Here is a 23479-nt window from a genome sequence, read left to right as displayed (position 1 = left end):
CCGCTAAGGGCAACCGTACCCGAGGCGGGGCTCAGTCCAGGTCGATGCGCTGCCCCGGGCCGGTGCCCCCGTCGTCCTCGTCGCGGCCGTCGGTGCCGCGTTCGTCCAGGTCACGGGGGTCGCTCGGGTCCCCCGGCGCGGTGTCCCCGGTGGTCCAGCGGCGTTCCTGGTTCTGGACGGCGGAGCGGTAGGCGGCGAGCAGTTCACCACCGGCGGCGGCGAGGTGGTCGAACAGGTCCGGGTTGCGCTCGATGACCGGTTCGACGGCGGCCTTGGCCTGCTGGACGACCTGCCGGACCAACTGCTGGGCGGCGGGTCCGGCGACCTGGCCGAGCAGGGGGGACTGGAGACCGGACAGCTTGTCCGCGACGGTGTCGACGAGCCGGCGCAGCTCCTCGGCGGCCGAGCCGGGCGGCGGCCCGTACGCGGCCCGGCGGCGGGCCTTCTCGGCCTCCAGGTCCTCGGCGCACGCGGTCGCCCAGGCGTCGGTGTCGCTCGCACGCGGCTCCGCTGCCGCCCCGCGCGTCTCGTCGGTCGCTCGCGTCTCGTCGACCGCGTCGGCCTCGTCGGGGCGGGGGGCCTCGGACGGGGGGAGCTCTTCGCTCATGACGGACTCCTGACTACGGTTCGTCCTTACGACGTTACCCGAACGGGCCCGTGTTCCGGGGGCCCCGCGGGTCATCGCCCCCGCGGCCACAGTTCCGGGTCGGGCGCGAACCGGACGGCGAGCGTGCCCTCGCGCAGGGCGGCCCCGTCGACGGTGCAGCGGCGCAGCGCCGACGGCAGCGGGACGGTGCGGCGGAACGGCCCGGCGGCGACGACCAGTTCGTCGCCGCGGCGGACCAGGTCGAGCTCCTCGCGTACGGCGCCGGGCAGCGGGATGTGCCAGACCAGCACGCCGTCCTCGGCCAGCCGGTCGGTGACGGGCCACTCGACCGGGGAGGCGTCCGGGTTGACGCCCGGCACGGCGAGGGCCGCGAGGTCGTCCGTGCCGCGCGGGTCGTGGCCGAGATGGGCGACGGCGCGGACGTCGTACGCGCCCCGCCACTCCTCCAGGGTCTTGCGCTGCTGGGCGAGGGGGCCGCTGAGCCAGCTGTCCGCCGGGGTGTCCTCGGGCAGCACGCGGTTGGCGACCAGCAGGTCGGTGCGCAGTCCGCGCAGGGCCAGGCCGAGGGCGGTGGTGCGGACGGCGTCGGCTCCGGCCGGTCCGGGCTCGGCGACCAGCCGTACGACGGTGTTCCGGTCGGCCAGGACGGACTCGGCGGCGGCGAGTTCCAGGTCCCAGCGGGCGGTGGTCTTGTACAGCGCCTCGGTGGGCATGGGGACGCCGGCGAGCCGGCCGAGGACCGGGCGCAGGGCGCGGGCGGCCTGCCGCTCGGGCGGGAGCAGGCGGCGCAGGCCGCGGCGCAGTTCCTCGGGCGCGGCGAGCAGGGCGAGGGCGCGCGGGGCGGGCGGCAGGTCGACGACGAGGAGGTCGTGCGCCTCGGCGAGGGCGGCCTCGCGCAGGGCACGCAGCAGGGCGAGGTCGTCGGCCCCGGGCAGCGGGGTGAGTTCCTCGGGGTCGAGGCGGGAGGCGCCGAGGAGGTCGAGCGCGGAGGCGGCGCGGTCCTGGAGGGCGGCGAGGGCGTCCCGGAAGCCCTGGGCGGCGTCGGGGCGCCAGGCGGTGAGGCCGGGTTCGACGGGGGTCGGGGCCGGGCCGGTGCGCACGCCGAGTGCGGCGCCGAGGGTGTCGTCGCGGTCGGTGCCGAGGAGGAGGGTGCGGGTGCCCTGCCGGGCTGCGGTGAGCGCGGTGGCGGCGGCGACGGTGGTACGGCCGGTGCCGCCGGGGCCCGTGATCAGGAGGGTGCGCATGGGGGTGAACGGTACCGGTGCCTTGGCGGCGCCGGGTGCGGGTGTGCGGTGGTGGGTGCGCTGCCCGGCGGTGCGGGGTGCCGGTGCCGGCGGGGGAGTTCGCAGCCCGGCGGTGCGGGGTGCCGCTGCGCCCACCCGTGCCGCCCCAGCGGCACGACTGCCCGCAGCTACGGCGGCGTCGGCGGCGGATGTCCGCAGTTGCGCTACTTTCCCGACTCGACCCGCTTCTTCAGGCCTGCCAGGGCTCGGTCGATGATGACCTTTTCCGCCTTGCGCTTGATCATGCCGAGCATCGGGATCTTGACGTCCACCGTCAGCCGGTAGGTGACCTCCGTGCCCGTGCCCGCCGGGCGGAGCAGGTAGGAGCCGTCGAGGGAGCGCAGCATCTGGGACTTCACCAGCGTCCAGGACACCTCGTGCTCACCGGTCCAGGTGTACCCCAGCGTCTGGTCGTCCTTGATCGCCCCGGCGTCCATGACGAGCCGGACCTGCTCGGCGCGCCCCTGCTCGTCGGTCGCGAGGACCTGCGCCTCCTTCACCTCGCCGGTCCAGTCCGGATAGCGCTCGAAGTCGGAGATCACCGCCATGACGTCGGCCGGAGCCGCCTCGATGGTGATGCTCGAGCTGGTGTGTTCCGCCATCGCCGTGGCTCCTCCGGATGCGGGCCGCTACTGAGGTCGTCGTGCGCCCGTCGCGCGCACGTGTGTGCCGCGTGAAGGCTATCGCGCACGGGGAGGCCGCATGCCACCACCCACCTGCGCGGCCGAACCGCACCCGGTCACCACTCCAGCGCCCACGGCCGCCCACTCGACGCGAAGTGGCCGACGTTCACGCACTCGGTCGCCCCGACGCGCATCCGCCGGGCCAGCGGCTGGTGGACGTGTCCGAACAGGGCGTAGCGGGGCCGGGTGCGGCGGATCGCGTCCAGCAGCGCGCGGCTGCCCCGCTCGAAGCGCCGGGCCACCGTGTCGTAGACCAGTTCCGGCACGTCCGGCGGGATGTGGGTGCACAGCACGTCCACCTCGCCGACGGCCTCGATCTTCGCGGCGTACTCCTCGTCACCGATCTCGTACGGCGTGTTCATCGGGGTCCGCAGGCCGCCGCCGACGAAGCCGAAGACGCGGCCGCCGATCTCCACCCGCTCCCCGTCGAGCACGGTGGTGCCGGGCCCGGCGTACTCGGACCACAGCGGGGGCACGTCGACGTTGCCGTAGGTGGCGTACGTCGGGGTGGGGAAGGCGGCGAACAGCTCGGCGTACTGCTTGCGCACCGCCCGCTCGATCAGCTCGCGCGGCTCCCCGCCGGCCTCCGCCCACAGCCGCCTGCCGAACTCCCGCGCCTCGTCGAAACGGCGGGCGGTGCGCAGCGCGACGATGCGGTCCGCGTTCGCGACGCCGAACAGGTCGGGGAAGATGCCGCGCGAGTGGTCGGCGTAGTCGAGGAAGAGGACCAGGTCCCCGAGGCAGATCAGGGCGTCGGCGCCGTCGCCGGCCCGGGCCAGGTCGCGGGCGTTGCCATGGACGTCGCTGACCACGTGGACGCGCGTGCTCGTGTTACGGGGCGGTGTGGGTGCCATGGCGATCAAGCGTAAGCAGCGCGCGCGTGATGTGAACAGTGGCGGTCGGACCTGCGGTTACTGGCTGGTCCGTTGATCCGTCGACTACTGTGCGCAAAGCAAACCCCATCCGTGTGACGCAGCGAACATCTCGCGGGGACCCCCTGTCGGAGAACGCATACCGGCGGGTAACGTCCGGGCAGTCCAGTCGTGCTCTGGATTTCAACATGTGAATCCCACATGAGTCCTCCGGAGCCACAGCCCGAGCCTTGGACCGCACCGTCGCATCACACAACGTCGTGGCGCCGGCGCCCTATGAGGAGCAGCAGTCTTGCGCGAGTTCAGCCTTCCGGCCTTGTACGAGGTCCCCGCGGACGGAAACCTGACCGACATCGTCCGCAGAAACGCCGCGCAGCATCCCGACGTCGCCGTCATCGCCCGCAAGGTGGGAGGCGTCTGGCAGGACGTCACCGCGCGCGCCTTCCTCGCCGAGGTGCACTCCGCCGCCAAGGGGCTCATCGCCTCCGGTGTCCAGCCGGGCGACCGGGTCGGCCTGATGTCCCGCACGCGCTACGAGTGGACGCTGCTGGACTTCGCGATCTGGAGCGCGGGCGCGATCACCGTGCCGGTGTACGAGACCAGCTCGGCAGAGCAGGTGCAGTGGATCCTCGGCGACTCGGGTGCCACGGCGTGCGTGGTGGAGTCGGCCGGGCACGCCGCCGCGGTCGAGTCGGTGCGCGAGCAACTGCCGGCCCTCAAGAACGTCTGGCAGATCGACGCCGACGCCGTGGAGGAGCTGGGGCGGGTGGGCCAGGACGTCACGGACCGCACCGTCGAGGAGCGCGGCTCGATCGCGAAGGCCGACGACCCCGCGACCATCGTCTACACCTCGGGCACCACGGGCCGCCCCAAGGGCTGCGTGCTCACCCACCGCAGCTTCTTCGCGGAGTGCGGCAACGTGGTGGAACGGCTGCGCCCGCTCTTCCGCACCGGTGAGTGCTCGGTCCTCCTCTTCCTGCCGCTCGCCCACGTCTTCGGCCGCCTGGTCCAGGTCGCGCCGATGATCGCGCCGATCAAGCTGGGCAACGTCCCGGACATCAAGAACCTCACCGACGAGCTGGCCGCCTTCCGGCCCACGCTGATCCTCGGCGTGCCGCGCGTCTTCGAGAAGGTGTACAACTCGGCGCGCGCCAAGGCCCAGGCGGACGGCAAGGGCAAGATCTTCGACAAGGCCGCCGACACCGCGATCGCGTACAGCACGGCCCTGGACACGCCGTCGGGCCCGTCCGTCGGCCTGAAGATCAAGCACAAGGTCTTCGACAAGCTCGTCTACAGCAAGCTCCGCACGGTCCTCGGCGGGCGCGGCGAGTACGCCATCTCCGGCGGCGCCCCGCTCGGCGAGCGGCTCGGGCACTTCTTCCGCGGCATCGGCTTCACGGTGCTGGAGGGCTACGGCCTGACCGAGTCCTGCGCGGCCACCGCCTTCAACCCCTGGGACCGGCAGAAGATCGGCACGGTCGGCCAGCCGCTGCCCGGCTCGGTGGTGCGCATCGCGGACGACGGCGAGGTGCTGCTGCACGGCGAGCACCTGTTCAAGGAGTACTGGAACAACCCGGGCGCGACCGCGGAGGCGCTGGCCGACGGCTGGTTCCACACCGGCGACATCGGCACCCTGGACGAGGACGGCTACCTGCGGATCACCGGCCGCAAGAAGGAGATCATCGTCACCGCCGGCGGCAAGAACGTCGCCCCGGCCGTCATGGAGGACCGCATCCGCGCGCACGCGCTGGTCGCGGAGTGCATGGTGGTCGGCGACGGGCGGCCCTTCGTGGGCGCGCTGGTCACCATCGACGAGGAGTTCCTGGGGCGCTGGTGCGCGGAGCACGGGAAGCCGGCCGGCTCGACGGCGGTGTCGCTGCGGGAGGATCCGGAACTGCTCGCGGCGATCCAGGACGCGGTCGACGACGGGAACGCGGCGGTGTCCAAGGCGGAGTCGGTGCGGAAGTTTAGGGTGCTGGGGGCGCAGTTCACCGAGGAGTCGGGGCATTTGACTCCGTCGTTGAAGCTGAAGCGGAATGTTGTGGCGAAGGATTACGCGGACGAGATCGAGGCGATTTACGCCAAGTAGGGCGCCCATGGGGGTGCCGGGTACGGTTCGTTGGCGGCTTTCCGTCCGTCGGGGCTGGTCGCGCAGTTCCCCGCGCCCCTGAGGTCAGTCCGACTCCCCCGTGCCGACAAGGCGCCCCGCGTTATAGCAAAGCCTTCAGGCGCTCTGCCAGTAGGTCCCAGCGCCATTTCTCCTCGACCCAGGTCCTGCCCCGTTCGCCCATCCTGCGGCGGAGTTCTGGGTCGGCGAGGAGGGTGGTGATGCGGTCGGCCGACTCGTTCGGGTCCTCGCCGCGGACCACCCAGCCCGTCTCGCCGTCGAGTACCGCGTCGGGGGCGCCGCCCGAGTCGCCGGCGACGACGGGCAGGCCGGTCGCGGAGGCCTCCAGGTAGACGATGCCGAGGCCCTCCACGTCGAGGCCGCCCCGGCGGGTGCGGCAGGGCATGGCGAAGACGTCCCCGGCGCCGTAGTGCGCGGGCAGTTCGGACCAGGGCACGGCGCCGGTGAAGTGGACGGCGGCGGCGACGCCGGTCTCCTCGGCGAGGCGGCGCAGGTCCTTCTCGTAGGGGCCGCCGCCGACGATCAGCAGGACGGCGTCCGGCTCGGCGGCGAGGATGCGCGGCATCGCGCGGATCAGGGTGTCCTGGCCCTTGCGCGGGACCAGGCGGGAGACGCAGACCACGACGGGGCGGTCGGTGAGGCCGAGGCGGGCGCGCACCTCGTCGCCGCCGCCGGCCGGGTGGAAGGTCTTCTCGTCGACGCCGGGCGGCAGTTGCACCATCCGGGCGGCGGCCTCGGGGGTGAGCGCGCCCGCGATCCGGGAGCGCGTGTACTCGCCGAGGTAGGTGATCGTGTCCGTCGACTCCCCGATCCGGCGCAGCAGTTGCCGGGCGGCGGGAAGCCGGGCCCAGCCCGCCTCGTGGCCGTGGGTGGTGGCGACGAGGCGCTCGGCGCCCGCCTTGCGCAGGGCCGGGGCCATCAGGCCTAGGGGCGCGGCCGCCCCGAACCACACCGACGTGCAGCCGTGCTCGCGCAGCAGCCCCACCGCCCGCCGGGTGGCGCCCGGCGTCGGCAGCAGCATCGTGGTGCGGTCCCGTACGACGGTGAAGGGCTGCTCGGCGTCGAAGGCGGCGGTGGCCTCGACGCCCTCGCGGCCGCGCTTCCAGGTGGAGGCGTAGACGACCAGCCGCTCGGGGTCCAGGCGCAGCGCCATGTTGTGCAGGAAGGCCTGGATGCCGCCCGGGCGGGGCGGGAAGTCGTTGGTCACGATCAAGGTCTTGCGCACGCCGCCGACCCTACCGAACCGGCTGCCGGGAGCCTGGCCCGGCCGCCTCCTGTGGCACGCCCACAGGGGTCCGGGTCATCATGGCCGCACCGGGGGACCAGCGGGTACGAGGCGGGGACAGGCAGGTACGGACGGTCACGGGCGGTCACGGACGGGCAGGGAGCGCGTGGAGACGAGGGACGCGGGGCGGTCACGGGTGTGGCTGCCGACGGTCTGGGGCGCCACCCGGCTGGTGCTGCTGCTGTTCGTGCTGAAGGTGCTGGTCTTCCCCGGTCCGGACGTCACCGGCGACGTGTCCGTCATCTACCGGGACTGGGCCGACGTGCTGCGCACCGGAACGTTTCCGCTGGACGACGTCACCTGGCAGTATCCGCCGGCGGCGGCCTTCGCGGTCCTCTCCCCCGGCCTGCTGCCCTTCCTGGAGTACGCGACGGCCTTCTTCGTCCTCGCGTGTGTCACGGACGCCGCGGTCCTGGCGCTGCTGTGGCAGGCCGGCCGGGGGACGGGGCGGTCGCCGCGCGGGGCGTGGGTGTGGGTGGCGGGCGTACCGCTGCTCGGTCCCACGGTGTACGCCCGCTACGACGTGATGGTCACGGCCGTCGCGGTGGCCGCGCTGCTCGCCGCCGGGCGGCATCCGCGCGTGGCGGGGGCCCTGGCGGCGGTCGGGGCGCTGCTGAAGGTGTGGCCGGCGCTGGTGCTCGTCGGGATGCGGGGGCGCGGGCCGTGGGTCGCCGCCGCGGTGAGCGGGGCCGGGCTGGCCGCGCTGTTCGCCGTGTCGATGCCCGGGGCGTTCGCGTTCCTGACGTTCCAGCGTGAGCGGGGCATCGAGGTGGAGTCGCTGGGCTCGCTGGTCTTCCACGTCGCGCGGCACTTCGGCTGGGAGGGCGGGGTGCTGCTGAACTACGGCTCGATGGAGTTCCTGGGCCCGCACGTGGACACCGTGGGCACGGTCTCGCTGGGGCTGAGCGCGGTGGCATTCGGCTGGCTGCTGCTGTGGCGGGTGCGGGCCTCGCGGTCGGCGTCCCACCGGTTCGCGGCGCACACGGCGGCGGACGCGGCCTTCGTGGCGGTGCTGATGTTCACGGTGACCAGCCGGGTGATCAGCCCGCAGTACCTGGTGTGGCTGGTGGGCCTCGGTGCGGTCTGCCGGTGCTTCCGGGCGAGCCGGATGCGGGTGCCGGTCGCCCTGGTGCTGGCGGCGACCCCGCTGACGGCGCTGGAGTTCCCGCTCCTGTTCGCGGACGTGGTGGCGAGCACCCCCTTCGGCATCACGCTCCTGTTCGTCCGCAACGGCCTGCTGGTGGCCGCCACCCTCCTCGCCGCCCGCGCGCTGTGGCGGGGCACGGTGCGCCACGGGACCGAGGTCCCGGCCGAACGGCCCGCCCCCCTCACCCGAGCCACGCCCGCGGACACACCCACCGGGGCGCCCTGAAGCCCGCCGGCGGAGAGCCCACGCGGCTCAGCCGATCATCCGAGCCGGGTCCGCAGGTACGCTCGCCAGCGGGCCGTGAAGTCGTCCGGTGTCGTTCCGAGGACCTCGTGCAGCGCGGCCTCCACCGCGCCGGCGCGGTCGTCGTGGGTGCCCACGGAGCGGTAGAACGCGTCCAGCCGGTCCTCGCCCCACTGCTCGGCGATCATCCGGCAGGCCAGCCAGCCGCCCTCGTAGGCGCGGGCCAGTGCCTCCGCGTCGGCGGTGAAGCCGAAGTCCTCGTCGGTCGGCAGCCGCGCGGGCACCCGGCCCTCGGCGACCGCGTCGGCCAGTTCGGGGGCGGCCTGGGCGGCGGTGCGGCCGCTGCCGCGGTAGCCGACCCAGTCGGCGTAGCCCTCGGAGAGCCACAGCGGGGTGGCGGAGGTGGTGTCGGCGCGGGTGGCGACGTGGGTCGTCTCGTGGGTGAGCACGACCTGCCTGCCCAGGCTGCCCAGCAGGCCGTACGCGTCGGGGTTGACGATGATCCGGTCCGCGGGGGCGTGTTCCCGGCCGCCCGTCTCCCCGGTGGTGACCGCGGCGATGCCCCGGTAGGACGAGGCCGGGGAACCGAGCAGGCCCGCCATGCCCTCCACCGACCTGGGGACGACCACGACCACGCGGCGGGACCAGTCGCCGTCCCAGGCGTCCGAGACGGCCGGCACCGCGCGGTCGGCCAGGTCGGCGAAGCGGCGCAGGGCGGTGGTGGACTGCCCCACGCCGAGGACGAGGCTGTGCGTGCCGCGCACGACCCGGACCGCGCCCTGGTCCCAGGGCTGCTGGCCGGACTCCTTGGCGGGGCGGTCGGAGTCGACGGTCCAGGTCCCGGCCGTGCCGTCCCGGCTCAGCCGCACGGTGCGGCCCGCGGAGACGGGGCCCCGGTCGTAGCCCTCGACGCGGTAGCGCAGCTCGACGTCGGCGGTGGCGGTGTCGCCGCTGCGCTCCACGTCCCGCACCCGGTAGGACCAGGCGGCGAGCGGGATCGCGCTCAGGTTGCCGAAGCCGGTGCCGGTGCCGGTGCGCGCGTAGGCGGCCGCGTCGTGGGCGAGGACGGCCGCCGCCCGCCGGTCGAGCACCCGCTGGACGTCGGTCGAGGACGGATCGGCCGCGGTCCGGCCGCCGCAGCCCACGAGCGCGACCAGCAGCAGGCACAGCGCCACCACCGAGAACCCCGACACCCGCCTTCGACCAGCCACCTTCCCGATCGTACGGGCGCCGGGCCACGGAAGGCACCGGGCGATGCGGGCTCGGCGGACCCGGCGGACGCGGCGGGCCCGGCGGACGCGGCGGACGCAGCGGACGCAGCGGACGCAGCGGACGCGGCGGACGCGGCGGACGCGGCGGACGCGGCGGACGCAGCGGACCCGGCGGGCCCGGCAGTCGCGGCGGACCCACCGGACCAGGCGGACGCAGCGGACGCAGCGGACCCGGCAGTCGCGGCGGACCCACCGGACCAGGCGGACCCGGCGGACGCGGCGGACGCAGCGGACCCGGCGGACCTGGCGGACCCGGCAGTCGCGGCGGACGCAGCGGACCCGGCGGACCTGGCGGACCCGGCAGTCGCGGCGGACCCGGCGGACCCGCCGGACCCGGCAGTCGCAGCGGACCCGGCGGACACGGCGGGCCGAAGGGGCCGTGGGGTCACACCCTGGTGATCGACGAGATCGGCATCATGGCGACCGGGTCGTAGCGCACCGGCGCGCCGGGGTAGGGCGCGTGGATCACCTGGCCGTTGCCGGCGTACATGCCGATGTGGCTGGCGTCGTCGCGGTAGGCGACCAGGTCGCCGGGGCGGGCCTCGGCCAGGGACACGTGCCGTCCGGCGCCGGTCTGTGCCTGGGAGGTGCGCGGGATGCCCACCCCGGCCTGCGCGTAGGCCCACTGGGTCAGGCCCGAGCAGTCGAAGCCGGAGGGTCCGTTGGCGCCCCAGACGTAGGGCTTGCCGAGGGCGGAGCGGGCGGCGGCGAAGGCGGCCCCGGCCCGGCCGGAGGCGGGAGCGGCACCGCCGGCGAGGGCGGTCAGGTCCTCGCGGCCGGAGCGGGAGCCGCGCTGGTAGGCGGTGCGTTCGTCGTCCGGCAGGGCGGCGAGCAGCGCGCGGGCCTTGGCCAACTTGCGCTCCACGGTCTTCTTGTGGGCGGCCACGGCCTTGCGGCCCCGCTCCAGCTCGGTGAGTTTGCCGGCCGCCTCGGCACGGTCCTGGGCGAGGTCGCGCATCGCCTGCTGGAGTTCCCTCAGCTCACCCGCCTGGCGGGTGGTGATCCGGTCGAGCACGGAGGCCCGGTCGAGGTAGTCGTCCGGTTCGGCGGAGAGCAGCAGCGCCAGCGACGGGTCGATGCCGCCGGAGCGGTACTGCGCGCCGGCCAGCGAACCGAGCGCGTCCCGCATGGTGTTGACGCGTTCCTGCTGCCGGGCGATGGACTCCTGCGCGGTGGCGACCTCCTCGCGCAGCGCGTCGGTGCGCGCGTCGGCCTTGTTGTAGGCCTCGGTCGCCTGCTCCGCCTCGGTGTGCAGCCGGTCCACCTCCGCCCGCCGGTCGTCCTGCGGGGCGGCCGGGGCCGCGGGCGCGGCGGTGGCCGGTACGGCGCCCAGCAGTGCGGCGGCCACGGAGAGCAGGCCGACGGCGGCGGTGGAGCCACGGTCGAACCCGGATGGTGCAAGGCGGCGATGGGACCCCACGGGAAGCCGCACTCCTTCCGCTGGCGGACGGGAAACGCGGCAGACAGTAACCCCCCGGCGGGGCACCGGCCAACGACCTCGGGCGCCGCGCAACACGACGCCCCGCCGCTGACGCAGGTCACCGGCGGGGCGAGGGGTCACAGGGCCCGGACGTGATTCGCCCGAACGGGCGGCACGGCGGGGACGGCTTCGGGTGGCGCGGGTCGTCCGGGTCGGCCCCGGACGCGGGGCAGGGTCAGACCCGTACGCCGAACATGAACGGACCGCCGATGGTGCTCATCGACTCGTAGCGGACGTTCGTGCCGGTGCGCGGCGCGTGCAGGACCTGGCCGTTGCCGGCGTAGAGGCCGACGTGGTGCAGGTCGCTGAAGAAGAAGACGAGGTCGCCGACCTGCAGCTGGCTCGACGAGGAGATGCGCGTGCCGTAGTTGGCCTGCGCCTGGGAGGTGCGCGGGATGCCGACGCCGGCCTGCGCGTACGCCCAGGAGGTCAGGCCCGAGCAGTCGAAGGAGGACGGGCCGGTGGCACCGTAGACGTAGGGCGTGCCTATCTTGCCCTGGGCGGCGGCGAAGGCGGCCCCCGCGCGGCCGGAGGCGGGGGTGGACTTGCCGCCGGTGAGGACCTGGCGCTCGCTGGCGCGGTTGGAGCGCTGCTGCTCCTCCTGGAGGGCGGCCTTCTCCTGCGCGGTGAGCGTGTTGAGCAGCTTCTGCGCGGAGGAGAGCTTGCCCTGGACTTCCTTCTTCTTCTTGCCCAGCTCGGTGCGGGTGGCGGAGAGGTCCTTGAGCTTCTCGGAGGCCTCGGAGCGCTGCTGCGCGAGGTCGCGCTGCTTGACCTGGATCTTCTTCAGCGCCTCGACCTGCTGGCCGCTGAGCTGGTCGAGGGTGGAGGCCTTGTCCAGGTAGTTGTCCGGGTCGGCGGACAGGAAGAGCTGGAGGGAGGGGTCGATGCCGCCGGAGCGGTACTGGGCGCTGGCCATCGAACCGAGGCCGTCGCGCAGCTCGTTGAGCTCCTCCTGGCCGCGGGCGACGTTGTCCTGGATGGTGGAGATCTCCTTCTGGAGCTTCTCCTGCTTCTCCTTGGCGCCGTTGTACTTCTCGGTGGCCTGCTCGGCCTCCTCGTAGAGCTTGTCGACCTTGGCCTTGACCTCGTCCTTGCTCGGCTTCTCGCTCGGGGCGGCGTTGGCGGCCTGGGAGCTGAGAGCGACAGCGGCGGCGGCAGCGGTGGTGAGCACGGTCACGCGCGTGCGGCTCGGCTGCTTGGGACGACGGTGGGACGCCACGGAGACGAGCTCCTTCTTGAGAGGGATCACCCGTTCGAGGGTTCGAAGGGTGACCCTAGTGACCCACTCGTGATCAGTTCAAATCCTCCGCCGAAAAATCACGGTTACGCACCGCGTTTTCCGCCACAACTCACCTGCAGTGACGCCTTCCTGACACTACGTTGCGTGACGGTTCCGTCAATTCGGGCATAGGGCGCCTACGTTGCGGTTGGTACGGAAGTGAAGGAGGGGCTAGGAAAGCCGCTTGAGGAGCACCACGGACGCCACCGGGCGTGCGCCCGCGCGCGCCACGCCGTCGGCGACCTCGCGGTCGGTGGAGACGACGATGACCGGCCGGCCCGGCGGCTCGGCCCGCACCAGCTGGCGGATCAGCTCGTCGGCGGTGACACCCGGCTTGGAGAACAGCACCCGCACCCCGCGCGGCGGCGCGAGCAGCACCGGCGCGACGAGTTCGGCCCCGTCGAAGACACAGGTCATCTCGGCGCCGGTCTGCGCGGCGAGCTGGGAGAGCTGGCCGAGCAGCCGCAGCCGCTGCTTCTCCAGGGGCATCTGCGGATAGCCGGTCTTGGTGACGTTGTAGCCGTCGACGACCAGGTGCGCCTGGGGCAGTGCCAGCAACTGGTCGAGGATCGCCGGGTCGTTCTCGGACAGGGCCCGGTTGGCGATGTCCTTCGGCGTCATCCGGCCGGGCTCGACCGCGTCCACGGTCTCGGCGGGCCGCACGGACACCGGGGGCAGCGCCAGCTCGCGGCGCAGCCCCTGGGTGGCGTCGAGGAGGGTGTCAAGGAGCAGCCGTACGCGCATGTCCTCGACGCTGCGCCCCTCGCGGGCGGCCTTGCGGGTGGCCTCCAGGGCCGCCTCGGCCTCTCCCAGGCGGGCCTTGAGCCGCCGGGTCTCGCTCTCGGCCGCGGACACCTGGGTCTGCCCCTCGGCCCGTACGGCGTCCAGCTCGGCCTGGACCTTGCGCAGGGCCGCCTCGCCGCGCTTGACGTCGCTGAGGGCGGAGCGCAGCTTGCGGTGCAGCGACTCGGTCTCCCGCTTCGCCGCGTCCAGCTCGCCGCGCAGCCGCTCGATCTCGGTCCTGGTGTGCTCCCGGGCCCGGGACAGCTCCTCGTGCAGCCGCTCCAGCTCCGCGCGGCTCTCCTCGTCGGCGCGCTCGGCGTCCGCGCGCTGCGCCTCCTCACCGGCGGCGGTGACCAGCTTCACCCAGCCGTGCGGGCGCAGTACGTAGGCCGCGGCGGCCACGTCCAGCGGGTCGGCGGCCGGCAGCGCGGACCCGGCGTCCAGCGCGTGAGCCAGCTCGGGCTGGGCGTCGCGGAACTTCTCGCCGATGCGCTGGCGGAAGAGCGGGTCGGTCTCCACCGCGGCGGCCATGGCGTTGCCGGCGAACTTGACCCGGCGGTTCGGGGCGAACCTGGCGTACTGCCTCAGCTGTGCGGGCAGCTCGCCGAGGGTGAGCGAGCCGAAGCCGTCGGACACGATCTGCACGACCCGGCGGCGCACGCCGTCGGGCAGCGGGCGGTCGAGCACCTCAGCGGCGCCGTCGCCCGGCCCCCCGCCGTGTGTCTCCACCATCCGTCACCCCAATGTCTCAGGGCGATCCCGGGCCGGAATCGCCTGGTGCGGGGCCGCTTCCCTCAGGAGGCGGCACCCGGCCTGTCCACGAGTTCCACCTGGTCCACGGCGTTGCACCAGCGGCACCGCACCGACTCGACGGTCTCACTGAGCACCTCGCGCTCCTCGACCGTCGGCTCACCGGCCAGGTCGAGGTGGACGTACTCGACGACCTTCGAGGCCCGGGTCACGTCGAAGCGGGTGAGGTTGCCGCAGAGGGTGCAGCGCCACCGCGTCGTGTCGGTCGGCAGGGGAACCGTCATCGTGGCTGTTCGCTCTCTTCCAGTGTCGGTGACGCGCCGGGCTCCCCCGGTACGTGTGGCACGTAACCCTACGGCCTGGCGGGTACCCGACGCCCGCGTGTCCACGGCGGCGAGGCGCTATGAGCCCTCGCGCCCGTTACGTCATGCTCTGTGTCCATGATCCGCAACTGGAGCAAGGCGGTCCGCAGAACGGTCGCGGCGGCCGGGAGGCTCGCCCCGGCCCGCCGGGCCCGCCCGGCCCGGCGCCGGACGGCGCCCGTGACGTACACGCTGATCACACTGTGCTGTCTGCTGTTCCTGATCAGCCCGGCCGCGGGCCTGAATCCGGTGTACGGCACCGGGGAGGAGGTGCTGGCGGCGCAGCGCGCCTACTTCCGGCGCTGGGGCGTGATCCCCGCAGAACTGTTCGAGGACTCCCCCGGGTCGGCGCTCACCCCGGCCACGGCTCTGTTCGTCCACGGCAGCTGGGTGCACCTGCTGGGCAACATGCTCTTCCTCTACGTCTTCGGCGCCATGACCGAGGAGCGGATGGGCCGACTCCAGTTCGCCCTGTTCTACCTCGGCTGCGGCTACCTGGCCCTGGTGGGCTACGCGGGCGCCAACGCCCACTCCCAGGAGTCCCTGGTCGGCGCCTCGGGGGCGATCTCCGCGGTCCTCGGCGCGTTCCTGTTCCTCTTCCCGCGGGCCCGCGTGACCAGCCTGCTGCCCTTCCTCTTCTTCCTGCCGCTGCGCTTCCCGGCCTGGGTCGTGCTGCCGTTCTGGGTTTCCCTGCAGTGGCTGGCGGCGGGGCGGGCCGGTGACGGTCCGGGGGTGGCGTACCTGGCGCACCTGGTGGGCTTCGGCCTGGGCTTCGCCTTCGCCTGGGTGCGGTTCGGGCGTACGACTACAGTTGGTGGCGTTCCAGTGGCGGCGCCCGAGGGAGAGAACCAGCCGTGATCAGCGCGATCGTCCTCATCAAGACCAGCGTGGACCGCATTCCCGAGATCGCGGAGCAGATCGCCGCGCTGGAGAGCGTCAGCGAGGTCTTCTCCGTCACCGGCACCTACGACCTGATCGCCATGGTGCGGGTGAGCCGGCACGAGGACCTGGCCGACGTCATCCCCGGCCGGATCAGCAAGATCCCGGGCGTGGAGGGCACCGACACCCACGTGGCCTTCCGCACGTACTCCCAGCACGACCTGGAGGCGGCGTTCGCGATCGGCCTCGACAACTGATCGCCCCGAGCGAGAAGCGCCCCGAGGGGGCGCGCCCCCAAGGGGCGCGGGGAACTGCGCGACCAGCCACGGCGAACCCGCAGCGATCCGACGACGGACACATGAAGGCTTCTTCATCCAGGACTCATCCGGCCCGCCGGATCCACCGCGCAGAATCCACCCCATGGTCTTCTCCCGCCGAATGGCGGCCCTCGCGGCCGTCGTCCTCATCCCCCTCGGCATCGCCGCGACCAGTTTCGCCCTGACCGACAGCCCGCAGGAGCCCAAGGTCCCGGCCAAGGTGGAGCTGGAGAGCGGCTCCCCCACCCCGGCGCCGACCTCCTCCTCGCCCGAGCCGACGCCCAGCGACCAGGTGGTGACGCGGCCGCCGGTCACCGACGGCCCTTCGGATGACGACGATGACGACGACCGGGGCGGGGACACCGACGACGGACCCGGCGACGGGTGAGCGCGAGCGCCGCCGGGTCTCGGCCCGGGTCCGCATCCTGCTGTGGCTGCTGCTCGTGATGGCGGTCGCGCTGGCCTCGGTGGCGGCGACCACCCGCTCGATCCTGCTGCGCGACACCGACCAGCGGATCAACGGCCTGCTCGCGCAGGAGGCGGGCGAGTTCGCCAACTTCGAGGAGCAGGGCTTCGATCCGGAGACGGGCCGTCCGTTCACCGACCCGGGTCGGCTGCTGCGGGTGTTCCTGGAGCGGCAGTACGCCGACCTGGACGAGGAACTGGTCGGCCTGGTCGGCGAGGCGGGCAGCCGGCCCACGCAGATCATCCAGCAGCGCGAGATCCCGGTCGACCGGCCCCTGCACGAGGACGCCGACGCCCGGCGCCGCATCTACGCCTCCCCCGACTCCACCGGCACCCTGGACCGGCCCGAGGGCGAGATCCGCTGGGCCAAGGTCACCGTGGCCCGCTACGGCGGCGAACCGGCGGCCGCCTTCGTGGTCGCCTTCCACCCGGGGCGTGAACAGGCGCGCGCGGACGAGGTGTTCCGCGTCCTGCTCGCCATCTCCGGCGTCGCCCTGCTGATGACCACCGGCATCGCCTGGGTGGTGGCGGGCCGCATCCTGAAACCGGTGCGGCTGGTGCGCACCACCGCCGCCCAGCTCACCGAGCAGGATCTGACCCGGCGCATCCCGGTGCACGGCCACGACGACGTGGCGGCCCTCGCCGAGACCTTCAACGCCATGCTGGACCGGCTGGAGCGCGCCTTCGCCACCCAGCGCAGGTTCGTCGACGACGCGGGCCACGAGCTGCGCACCCCGATCACCATCGTGCGCGGCCACCTGGAGCTGATGGGCGACGATCCGGCCGAGCGCGAGGAGACCGTCCGCCTCGTCACCGACGAGCTGGACCGGATGAGCCGCATCGTCGAGGACCTGCTGCTGCTGGCCAAGGCCGAACGCCCCGACTTCGTCACCCCCGAGCCGGTGCAGCTCGCCGAACTCACCGCCGACGTCTACGTCAAGGCCCGCACCCTGGGCGAGCGGGAGTGGGTGCTGGACGGGGTCGCCGACCGGGAGGTCCTTCTCGACCCGCAGCGCATCACCCAGGCCATGGTGCAGCTCGCGCAGAACGCCGTGCAGCACACCACGGCCGGTCAGCGGGTCCGCATAGGGTCCCGCGCCGACGGCTCGCGGATCGAGCTGTACGTCGCCGACTCGGGACCCGGCGTCCAGCCGCAGGACGCCGAGGTGATCTTCGAGCGGTTCCGCCGCGGCACGGCCCGCCGCGGGGTGCGCGGCACGGGCGCCGGGCTCGGGCTGTCCATCGTGCGGGCGATCGCCGAGGGCCACGGCGGCCGGGTCGACCTGCGCACCACCGCCGGCGGCGGCGCCACCTTCGTACTCACTCTGGAAGAGGCACGACCATGAACCGCATCCTCATCGTCGAGGACGAGGAACGCATCGCCTCCTTCGTCCAGAAGGGCCTGCGCGCCAACGGCTTCACCACCACCGCGGTCGCCGACGGCGACGCCGCCTACGAGTACGCCCTCACCGGCGGTTTCGACCTCGTCGTCCTGGACATCGGACTGCCCGGCCGGGACGGCTTCACGGTCCTGCGCGAGCTGCGCGAGGCCCGGGTGACGACCCCGGTGATCGTGCTGACCGCCCGGGACTCGGTACGGGACACGGTGGCCGGTCTGGAGGGCGGCGCCGACGACTGGATGACCAAGCCGTTCCGCTTCGAGGAGCTGCTCGCCCGGGTCCGGCTGCGCCTGCGGACGGCGGCCAGGGCTCCGGAGGTGACGGTGCTGAAGTCGGGGCCGCTCAGCCTCGACCTGCGCACCCGCCGGGCCCGCGCCGAGGGGCGCACCGTGGACCTGACGGCCCGTGAGTTCGTGCTCCTGGAGCTGTTCCTGCGCCACCCGGGGCAGGTACTGTCCCGCGAGCAGATCCTGTCGCACGTGTGGGGCTACGACTTCGACCCGGGCTCCAACATCGTGGACGTGTACGTGCGGGCCCTGCGCAAGAAGCTCGGCGCCCAGCAGGTGGAGACCGTGCGCGGGATGGGGTACCGGCTGCCGGCCTGGTGAGGCCCGCGTCCCGCACGGCCCGGTGAAGTTTCCTTCATGTGACCCTCATTGAGGGCTCACCGCGCCCGTGGACGCTCGGGGCGTGACGTTGAACCTCCGCCTCGCGGCGGCCCTGTGCGCGGCGCTGTCCCTGTGCGCGCTGCTGGCGGTCCCCGCCAACTTCCCCGCCCTGGGCGGCGACGCGCGCCTGACCCTCGCCGTGTTCGCGCTGGCCACCTGCGCCTGGATCGGTACGCCGATCGACGACACGTACATCGCGCTGGGCGCCGGGCTCGCGCTGACCGCGACCGGTGTCATCAGCAGCGACACCCTGTTCGGCACCCTCGGTGAGGACACGGTGTGGCTGCTGATCTGCGCCTTCGTGCTGGCCGCCGCGGTCGCCAGGACCGGGCTCGCGGGGCGGGCGGCGGCGTTCCTGGTGGGCGGGGCGCGCACGGTGCGCCAGCTGGTGCACCTGACGACGGCCGCGCTGGTCGTCACGGCCTTCGCGGTGCCGGCCACCTCGGGCCGGGCGGCGCTGGCGCTGCCGGTGTTCCTCGCCCTCGCCAAGGCGCTCGCCGACCGGAAACGACTGGTCGTGATGCTTGCGCTGCTGTTCCCGACCGTGATCCTGCTGTCGGCGGTGGCGACTTTGATCGGTGCCGGTGCGCATCTGATCACGGTGTCGGTGCTGTGGGAGGCGACCGGGGACCGGATCGGGTTCACCCAGTGGCTGCTGCTCGGCCTGCCGCTGGCGGTCGCCTCCTCCCACCTCGCCGCCGAGACGGTCCTGCTGACGACCACGCGCCGCACGGACCGCGCCGGGTCCGTCCGCATCACCGCCGAGGAGATACAGCGGCACAGCGAGAGCCCGGTCACCGGCCCCTGGACGCAGGCCGAGAAGCGCTGCGCGCTGCTGCTGGCCACGGTGGTGGCCCTGTGGTGCAGCGAGCCCCTGCACCGGGTCTCCCCCGCCGTGGTGGCGCTGATCGGCGCGGTCGTCGCGTCCTCCCCCGCGCTGGGCACCGTACGGCTCAAGGACGCGCTGAGGACGGTGCCGTGGTCGCTGCTGCTGTTCATGGCGGCGACGATGGCGATGGGCGTCGCGCTGGCCGACTCCGGTGCGGCGAAGTGGCTGGTGTCGGGCCTGCCCGCGGACGTCGCCCCGGCCGTCTTCCTCGGCGTGGTGGTCGCGGTGAGCACGGCGGCCCACCTGGTCCTGCAGTCCCGTTCCGCCCGCTCCTCCGTGCTGGTCCCGCTGGTGATCGCCGCGGCCGTCGGCGCCGGGGTCAACCCGGTCGCCGCCGCGCTCGCCTCGACGGCGGCGGCCGGGTTCTGCCACACGCTCCCGGCCTCCGCCAAGCCGGTCACGCTCTTCTCCGACGTACCCGGCGTCCCCACCTACACCCCGCGCGACCTGCTGCGGCTGTCCGCCGTACTGGCGCCGCTGACCGCCCTGCTCGTGCTGTTCTTCGCCGCCGCGGTCTGGCCGCTGCTCGGCGTGCCCGTGACCCGCTGAAGGAGCCCCCCATGTCTTCTCCGTCCCCCGTGCTGAACCGCGTGGTCGTGGCCCCCAGCGGATTCAAGGAGTCCCTGTCCGCCCGGGCCGCCGCCGACGCCATCGCGGCGGGCGTCCGCCGGGTGCTGCCGGACGCCGAGATCGACCGGATCCCACTCGTGGACGGCGGCGAGGGCACCGCCGTCGCGCTGGCGTCGGCGACCGGCGGGCGCCTGGTGGCGCTGGCCGCCACCGGCCCCGTCGGCGACCGGGTCGGCACCCACTTCGCGCTGCTCGGCACCGGGGACACGGCGGTGGTGGAGATGGCGGCCGTCGCGGGCCTGTCCCTGGTCCCCCGCGCCCTGCGCGACCCCGGCGCCACCACCACGTACGGCGTCGGCGAGCTGATCCGCGCCGCTCTCGGCACCGGGGTGCGGCGCGTGCTGGTCGGCTGCGGCGACTCGGGGACGTCCGACGGGGGCGCGGGCGCGCTCCAGGCGCTCGGGGCCCGGCTGCTGGACGCGGACGGCTTCGAACTCGGCCCCGGCGGCCGGGAGCTGAACCGCCTCGTCCGCGTCGACCCGTCCGGTCTCGACGCCCGGCTGAAGGACACCGAGCTGCTCGTCGCCTGCAACCCGTACAACGTGCTGTGCGGCGAGCGGGGCGTGGCCCGGGTGTTCGGCCCGCAGAAGGGGGCGACGCCCGCGCAGGTCGAGGAGTTGTCGGCCGGGCTGGAGAACTGGGCGCGCGTGCTCACCCGCGACCTCGGCGTCGTCGGCACCGACCTGCGGACGGGGTCCGGCACCGGCGCCTCCGGCGGTCTCGGCGCGGGACTCGCCGCCGTCGGGGCCCGGCTGCTGCCCCGCTTCGACGTGCTCCTGGGCCACCTCGACCTGGACGCCCGCCTCGCCCGGGCCGACCTGGTGCTCACCGCCGAGGGCGCCCTGGACCACCAGACGCCGCGCGGCAAGGTCCCGGCCGAGGTGGCCCGCCGCGCCAAGCTCTCCGGCAGGCCCGTCCTCGCCCTGGCGGGCACGCTCGGCGAGGGCGCGCACGACGTGCCCGGGGTGGACGCCTGCCACGGGATCATGCCGGCGCCGATGGCCCTGGCGGACGCGTTGCTGCGCGCCTCCGAACTCCTCACGGACGCCACGGAACGGGCGCTGCGGATGGTGCTGCTGGGGGCCCGGTTGCCGGCCGGGTCTACTCAGGCGGCGGCGCCGGTCACCGGCGCCGTGTCGCCGGACGCCGGGTCGCCGGACGTCGGGTCGGGCACGCAGCGGCCGTCCTCGGTGCGGTAGTTCCAGCGGGCGCCGTCGCTCACCAGCTGCCGGACGGCGCTCACGAACCGCTCCACGTGCTCGTCCGGGGTGCCCGCGCCGAAGCTGACGCGGATGGCGTTGAGGGACTTCTCGCCGGGCGCCGCCTCGGGCGCGCCGCACTCGCCCTGCGTCTGCGGGTCACTGCCGAGCAGGGTGCGCACCAGCGGGTGGGCGCAGAACAGGCCGTCGCGCACGCCGATGCCGTACTCGGCGGAGAGCGCGGCGGCGAAGTGCGAGCTGTTCCAGCCCTCGACGACGAAGGAGAGCACCCCGACGCGCGGCGCCTCGTCGCCGAAGAGGGAGAGGACACGCACCTCGGGCACCCCGGCGAGGCCCTCGCGCACCTTTTGGATCAGGTACTCCTCGCGGGCGACCAGCGAGTCGAACCCGGCCTCGGTGAGCGCCTTGCAGGCGGAGGCGATCGCGTAGGCGCCGATGACGTTGGGCGACCCAGCCTCGTGCCGGGCGGCGCTGTCGTGCCACCGCACGTCCACGCCGCCGTCCGCGCGCCGGGAGACGCTGCGGCTGGCGCCGCCGCCGGCCAGGTACGGCTCCGCCTCGCGCAGCCAGTCGGCGCGGCCGGCCAGCACGCCGGAGCCGAAGGGCGCGTACAGCTTGTGCCCGGAGAAGGCGACCCAGTCCACGTCCAGGTCGCGCACGCTCACCGGGTGGTGCGGGGCGAGCTGGGCGGCGTCCAGGACGATCCGGGCGCCGTGGGCGTGCGCGGCGGCGGCCAGTTCCCGCACCGGCCACAGCTCGCCGGTGACGTTGGAGGCGCCGGTGACGCAGACCAGGGCGGGCCCGTACGGCTCGCGGGCGGCGAGAGCGCGCTCCAGGGTCTCGACGGCCTCGGCGGGAGTGCGCGGGGCGTCCAGGTAGGTGACGTCGGCGTCGCGCCAGGGCAGCAGCGAGGCGTGGTGCTCGGTCTCGAAGACGAAGACCCGGCAGTGGGCGGGCAGCGCGGCGGCGAGCAGGTTCAGGGAGTCGGTGGTGGACCGGGTGAAGACCACCTGGTCGTCGTCCCGGCAGCCGAGGAACCCGGCGACGGTCCCGCGGGCGTTCTCGAACAGGTCGGTCGACAGCTGCGAGAGGTACCCGGCGCCCCGGTGGACGCTGCCGTAGTACGGGGCGTAGGCGGCCACGTCGTCCCAGACCCGCTGGAGCGCGGGCGCGCTGGCGGCGTAGTCGAGCGCGGCGTAGGTGACCTGACCGCCGGTGACGAGCGGAACGGTGACGTCCCGGCCGAGGACGGGCAGCGGGGTGGCGACAGCGGTGGGTACGGACATGGCGGACTCCCGTGAGGACCAGCGCACGGCGCGGCGCTGTGAAAGAGAGGAAAGGGGGGTGCGGAGGCGGGGCTCTGCGGCCCTATCGCATTCGCTGGTTCACGGGAGACTCCCTCGGACGACCCAGGACCCCTGGTTCCGCGAGGGGTCCGCGCTTGCCGTGGACCTTGCTGTCCACGACCTGGTCTTCACCCGGGGCACCCCGCCACGGACGGAGGGTTGCCGGACAGTCGGCCGGGGCCTCATGACTGTCACTCATGACCTGTCGGAAAACCTATGGGAAATGATCGGCGTCCCGCAACCCGGGTCCGGATCGCGGGACGCACGTCACATGTATCGCCGTATCGCCGTATCGCCGTTCAGGCGTTGCTGACGGCCACCCAGCGCTCCAGCACCCGCCGGGCCGCACCGGAGTCGATCGCCTCGGCCGCCCGGTCCATCCCGGCCCGCAGCCGCCCGGCCAGGGCCCCCTCGCCGGGCTCCAGGGCCTCCAGGGCCGCCGCCGAGTTCAGCAGGACCGCGTCCCGCACCGGGCCCTTCTCGCCGGCCAGCAGGCGGCGGGCGACGTCGGCGTTGTAGGAGGCGTCGGCCCCGCGCAGCGCCTCGACCGCCACCAGCTCGATGCCGACGTCCCGCGGGTCGAAGGTCTCCTCGGTCACCCGGCCCTCGCGCACCACCCAGACCCGGGAGGTGGAGGTGGTGGTCAGCTCGTCGAGTCCGTCGTCGCCGCGGAAGACCAGGGACGAGTGGCCGCGCTCGGCGAAGACACCGGCGACGATCGGCGCCATCCGGGCGTGGGCGACCCCGACCGCCTGGGCCTTCACCCGGGCGGGGTTGGTCAGCGGACCCAGGAAGTTGAACACCGTACGGATGCCGAGCTGGCCGCGGGCCGTCGCCACGTGGCGCAGCGCCGGGTGGAACTTCACGGCGAAGCAGAAGGTGATACCGGCTTCCTCGGCGACCTCCGCCACCCGCTGCGGCGTCAGCTCCAGGTTGACCCCGAGCTTCTCCAGGACGTCGGAGGCCCCGGACGCCGAGGAGGCGGCCCGGTTGCCGTGCTTGACGACCTTCGCCCCCGTGCCGGCCAGGACGATCGCCGACATGGTGGAGATGTTGACCGTCTTGGCGCCGTCGCCGCCGGTGCCGACGATGTCGACGGTCTTCCCCGGCACCTCGATCACGTTGGCGTGTTCGTACATGGTGCGGACCAGCCCGGAGATCTCCTCGACCGTCTCCCCCTTGAACCGCAGGCCCACCGCGAACCCGGCGATCTGCACGTCGGTCGCCTCGCCGCGCATGATCACGTCCAGCGCCCAGGCGGTGTCGTCCGCGCTCAGGTCGCGGCCGTCCAGCAGTCCGTTCAGCAGGGCGGGCCAGGAGCGGTCCGCCGCGGTGTCGCCTCCAGCGGGGGTCACAGCGCTCATAGCCGCTCCTGAATCGTGTGTGTCGTCGACGGGGATCGTCGACGGGAATCGTGCTCCCACCCTATCCAGCCCCGGACACGGCGAAGGGCCCCGTCCGCAGAACGGAACGGGGCCCTTCGACCGTGGTG

21 protein-coding genes and 1 riboswitch are annotated in these 23479 nt (G+C 73.8%); of the genes, 9 read left to right on the top strand and 12 right to left on the bottom strand.

Annotated elements, in window-relative coordinates:
* Positions 1–31: 31 nt before the first annotated feature.
* From ACFV9J_RS07875 to ACFV9J_RS07860, 4 genes are all read right to left on the bottom strand, one after another.
* Entirely contained in the window at positions 32–607 is a 576-nt protein-coding gene (locus ACFV9J_RS07875; protein WP_385351442.1) for a carbon catabolit repression protein, read from the bottom strand.
* A 71-nt stretch (positions 608–678) separates the two neighbouring features.
* On the bottom strand, positions 679–1851 hold the full coding sequence (locus ACFV9J_RS07870) for an ArsA-related P-loop ATPase (protein WP_385351439.1): 1173 nt from the start codon (positions 1849–1851) through the stop codon (positions 679–681).
* Positions 1852–2054: 203 nt separating this feature from the next.
* The gene (locus ACFV9J_RS07865) at positions 2055–2492 is read right to left on the bottom strand and encodes an SRPBCC family protein (protein WP_271158613.1); all 438 of its coding nucleotides are present in this window, start codon (positions 2490–2492) and stop codon (positions 2055–2057) included.
* Positions 2493–2629: 137 nt separating this feature from the next.
* Positions 2630–3427 (bottom strand): metallophosphoesterase, encoded by a 798-nt coding sequence (locus tag ACFV9J_RS07860; RefSeq protein ID WP_385351435.1) that lies wholly within the window; start codon positions 3425–3427, stop codon positions 2630–2632.
* A 310-nt stretch (positions 3428–3737) separates the two neighbouring features.
* Here ACFV9J_RS07860 and ACFV9J_RS07855 point away from each other — a divergent pair, with 310 nt between their 5' ends.
* The gene (locus ACFV9J_RS07855) at positions 3738–5534 is read left to right on the top strand and encodes an AMP-dependent synthetase/ligase (protein WP_385351432.1); all 1797 of its coding nucleotides are present in this window, start codon (positions 3738–3740) and stop codon (positions 5532–5534) included.
* A 121-nt stretch (positions 5535–5655) separates the two neighbouring features.
* On the opposite strand, the gene ACFV9J_RS07850 is transcribed toward ACFV9J_RS07855, so the two are convergent.
* Positions 5656–6798, bottom strand: coding sequence for a glycosyltransferase family 4 protein (locus ACFV9J_RS07850; protein ID WP_385351429.1), 1143 nt, complete (start codon positions 6796–6798; stop codon positions 5656–5658).
* A gap of 166 nt (positions 6799–6964) precedes the next feature.
* Between ACFV9J_RS07850 and ACFV9J_RS07845 the strand changes: the two genes are divergently transcribed.
* Positions 6965–8230: a glycosyltransferase 87 family protein gene (locus tag ACFV9J_RS07845; protein WP_385351427.1), complete on the top strand. Its 1266-nt coding sequence runs from the start codon at positions 6965–6967 to the stop codon at positions 8228–8230.
* Between the two features lie 35 nt (positions 8231–8265).
* On the opposite strand, the gene ACFV9J_RS07840 is transcribed toward ACFV9J_RS07845, so the two are convergent.
* From ACFV9J_RS07840 to ACFV9J_RS07820, 5 genes are all read right to left on the bottom strand, one after another.
* Positions 8266–9459, bottom strand: coding sequence for a hypothetical protein (locus ACFV9J_RS07840; protein ID WP_385351424.1), 1194 nt, complete (start codon positions 9457–9459; stop codon positions 8266–8268).
* A 445-nt stretch (positions 9460–9904) separates the two neighbouring features.
* Positions 9905–10939 carry an NlpC/P60 family protein gene (locus ACFV9J_RS07835; RefSeq protein ID WP_385351421.1) on the bottom strand — a complete coding sequence of 345 codons (1035 nt, stop codon included), beginning with the start codon at positions 10937–10939 and terminating at the stop codon, positions 9905–9907.
* Between the two features lie 235 nt (positions 10940–11174).
* Positions 11175–12218: an NlpC/P60 family protein gene (locus tag ACFV9J_RS07830; RefSeq protein ID WP_385352203.1), complete on the bottom strand. Its 1044-nt coding sequence runs from the start codon at positions 12216–12218 to the stop codon at positions 11175–11177.
* A 231-nt stretch (positions 12219–12449) separates the two neighbouring features.
* A complete protein-coding gene (locus tag ACFV9J_RS07825) occupies positions 12450–13793 on the bottom strand; it encodes an NYN domain-containing protein (RefSeq protein ID WP_385351419.1) in 1344 nt (447 codons plus the stop codon).
* 62 nt (positions 13794–13855) lie between these two features.
* A complete protein-coding gene (locus tag ACFV9J_RS07820; RefSeq protein ID WP_003976677.1) occupies positions 13856–14095 on the bottom strand; it encodes a hypothetical protein in 240 nt (79 codons plus the stop codon).
* 156 nt (positions 14096–14251) lie between these two features.
* Between ACFV9J_RS07820 and ACFV9J_RS07815 the strand changes: the two genes are divergently transcribed.
* The 7 genes from ACFV9J_RS07815 to ACFV9J_RS07785 all read left to right on the top strand — a co-directional run bounded on the left by ACFV9J_RS07815 (position 14252) and on the right by ACFV9J_RS07785 (position 20620).
* Positions 14252–15031: a rhomboid family intramembrane serine protease gene (locus ACFV9J_RS07815; RefSeq protein ID WP_385351415.1), complete on the top strand. Its 780-nt coding sequence runs from the start codon at positions 14252–14254 to the stop codon at positions 15029–15031.
* Positions 15028–15309, top strand: a complete 282-nt coding sequence (locus ACFV9J_RS07810; RefSeq protein WP_003976675.1) for an Lrp/AsnC family transcriptional regulator — start codon at positions 15028–15030, stop codon at positions 15307–15309. Before ACFV9J_RS07815 ends, ACFV9J_RS07810 begins: the two co-directional genes overlap by 4 nt.
* Before the next feature lie 163 nt (positions 15310–15472).
* A complete protein-coding gene (locus ACFV9J_RS07805; protein ID WP_385351412.1) occupies positions 15473–15757 on the top strand; it encodes a small secreted hydrophilic protein in 285 nt (94 codons plus the stop codon).
* A 58-nt stretch (positions 15758–15815) separates the two neighbouring features.
* On the top strand, positions 15816–17180 hold the full coding sequence (locus ACFV9J_RS07800) for an ATP-binding protein (protein WP_385352201.1): 1365 nt from the start codon (positions 15816–15818) through the stop codon (positions 17178–17180).
* Positions 17177–17842: a response regulator transcription factor gene (locus ACFV9J_RS07795; RefSeq protein WP_385351409.1), complete on the top strand. Its 666-nt coding sequence runs from the start codon at positions 17177–17179 to the stop codon at positions 17840–17842. The genes ACFV9J_RS07800 and ACFV9J_RS07795 overlap by 4 nt, the downstream gene beginning before the upstream one ends.
* Positions 17843–17924: 82 nt before the next feature.
* Positions 17925–19340, top strand: a complete 1416-nt coding sequence (locus tag ACFV9J_RS07790) for an SLC13 family permease (RefSeq protein ID WP_385351406.1) — start codon at positions 17925–17927, stop codon at positions 19338–19340.
* Positions 19341–19369: 29 nt separating this feature from the next.
* Complete coding sequence (locus ACFV9J_RS07785) at positions 19370–20620, top strand: glycerate kinase (RefSeq protein ID WP_385352199.1); 1251 nt, start codon at positions 19370–19372, stop codon at positions 20618–20620.
* Here the strand turns inward: ACFV9J_RS07785 and ACFV9J_RS07780 are convergent.
* Entirely contained in the window at positions 20527–21927 is a 1401-nt protein-coding gene (locus ACFV9J_RS07780) for an aminotransferase class V-fold PLP-dependent enzyme (RefSeq protein WP_385351402.1), read from the bottom strand. The genes ACFV9J_RS07785 and ACFV9J_RS07780 overlap by 94 nt on opposite strands.
* Before the next feature lie 146 nt (positions 21928–22073).
* A riboswitch (SAM riboswitch) is annotated at positions 22074–22190 on the bottom strand.
* Between the two features lie 96 nt (positions 22191–22286).
* The gene (trpD, locus tag ACFV9J_RS07775) at positions 22287–23351 is read right to left on the bottom strand and encodes an anthranilate phosphoribosyltransferase (RefSeq protein ID WP_385351399.1); all 1065 of its coding nucleotides are present in this window, start codon (positions 23349–23351) and stop codon (positions 22287–22289) included.
* Positions 23352–23479: the final 128 nt, after the last annotated feature.

The sequence above is a fragment of the Streptomyces sp. NPDC059906 genome (assembly GCF_042730645.1).
GTDB classification, from domain to species: domain Bacteria; phylum Actinomycetota; class Actinomycetes; order Streptomycetales; family Streptomycetaceae; genus Streptomyces; species Streptomyces rubrogriseus.
Note: the sequence above shows the minus strand (reverse complement) of the source record. Positions and strands in the feature narration are given on the sequence as shown.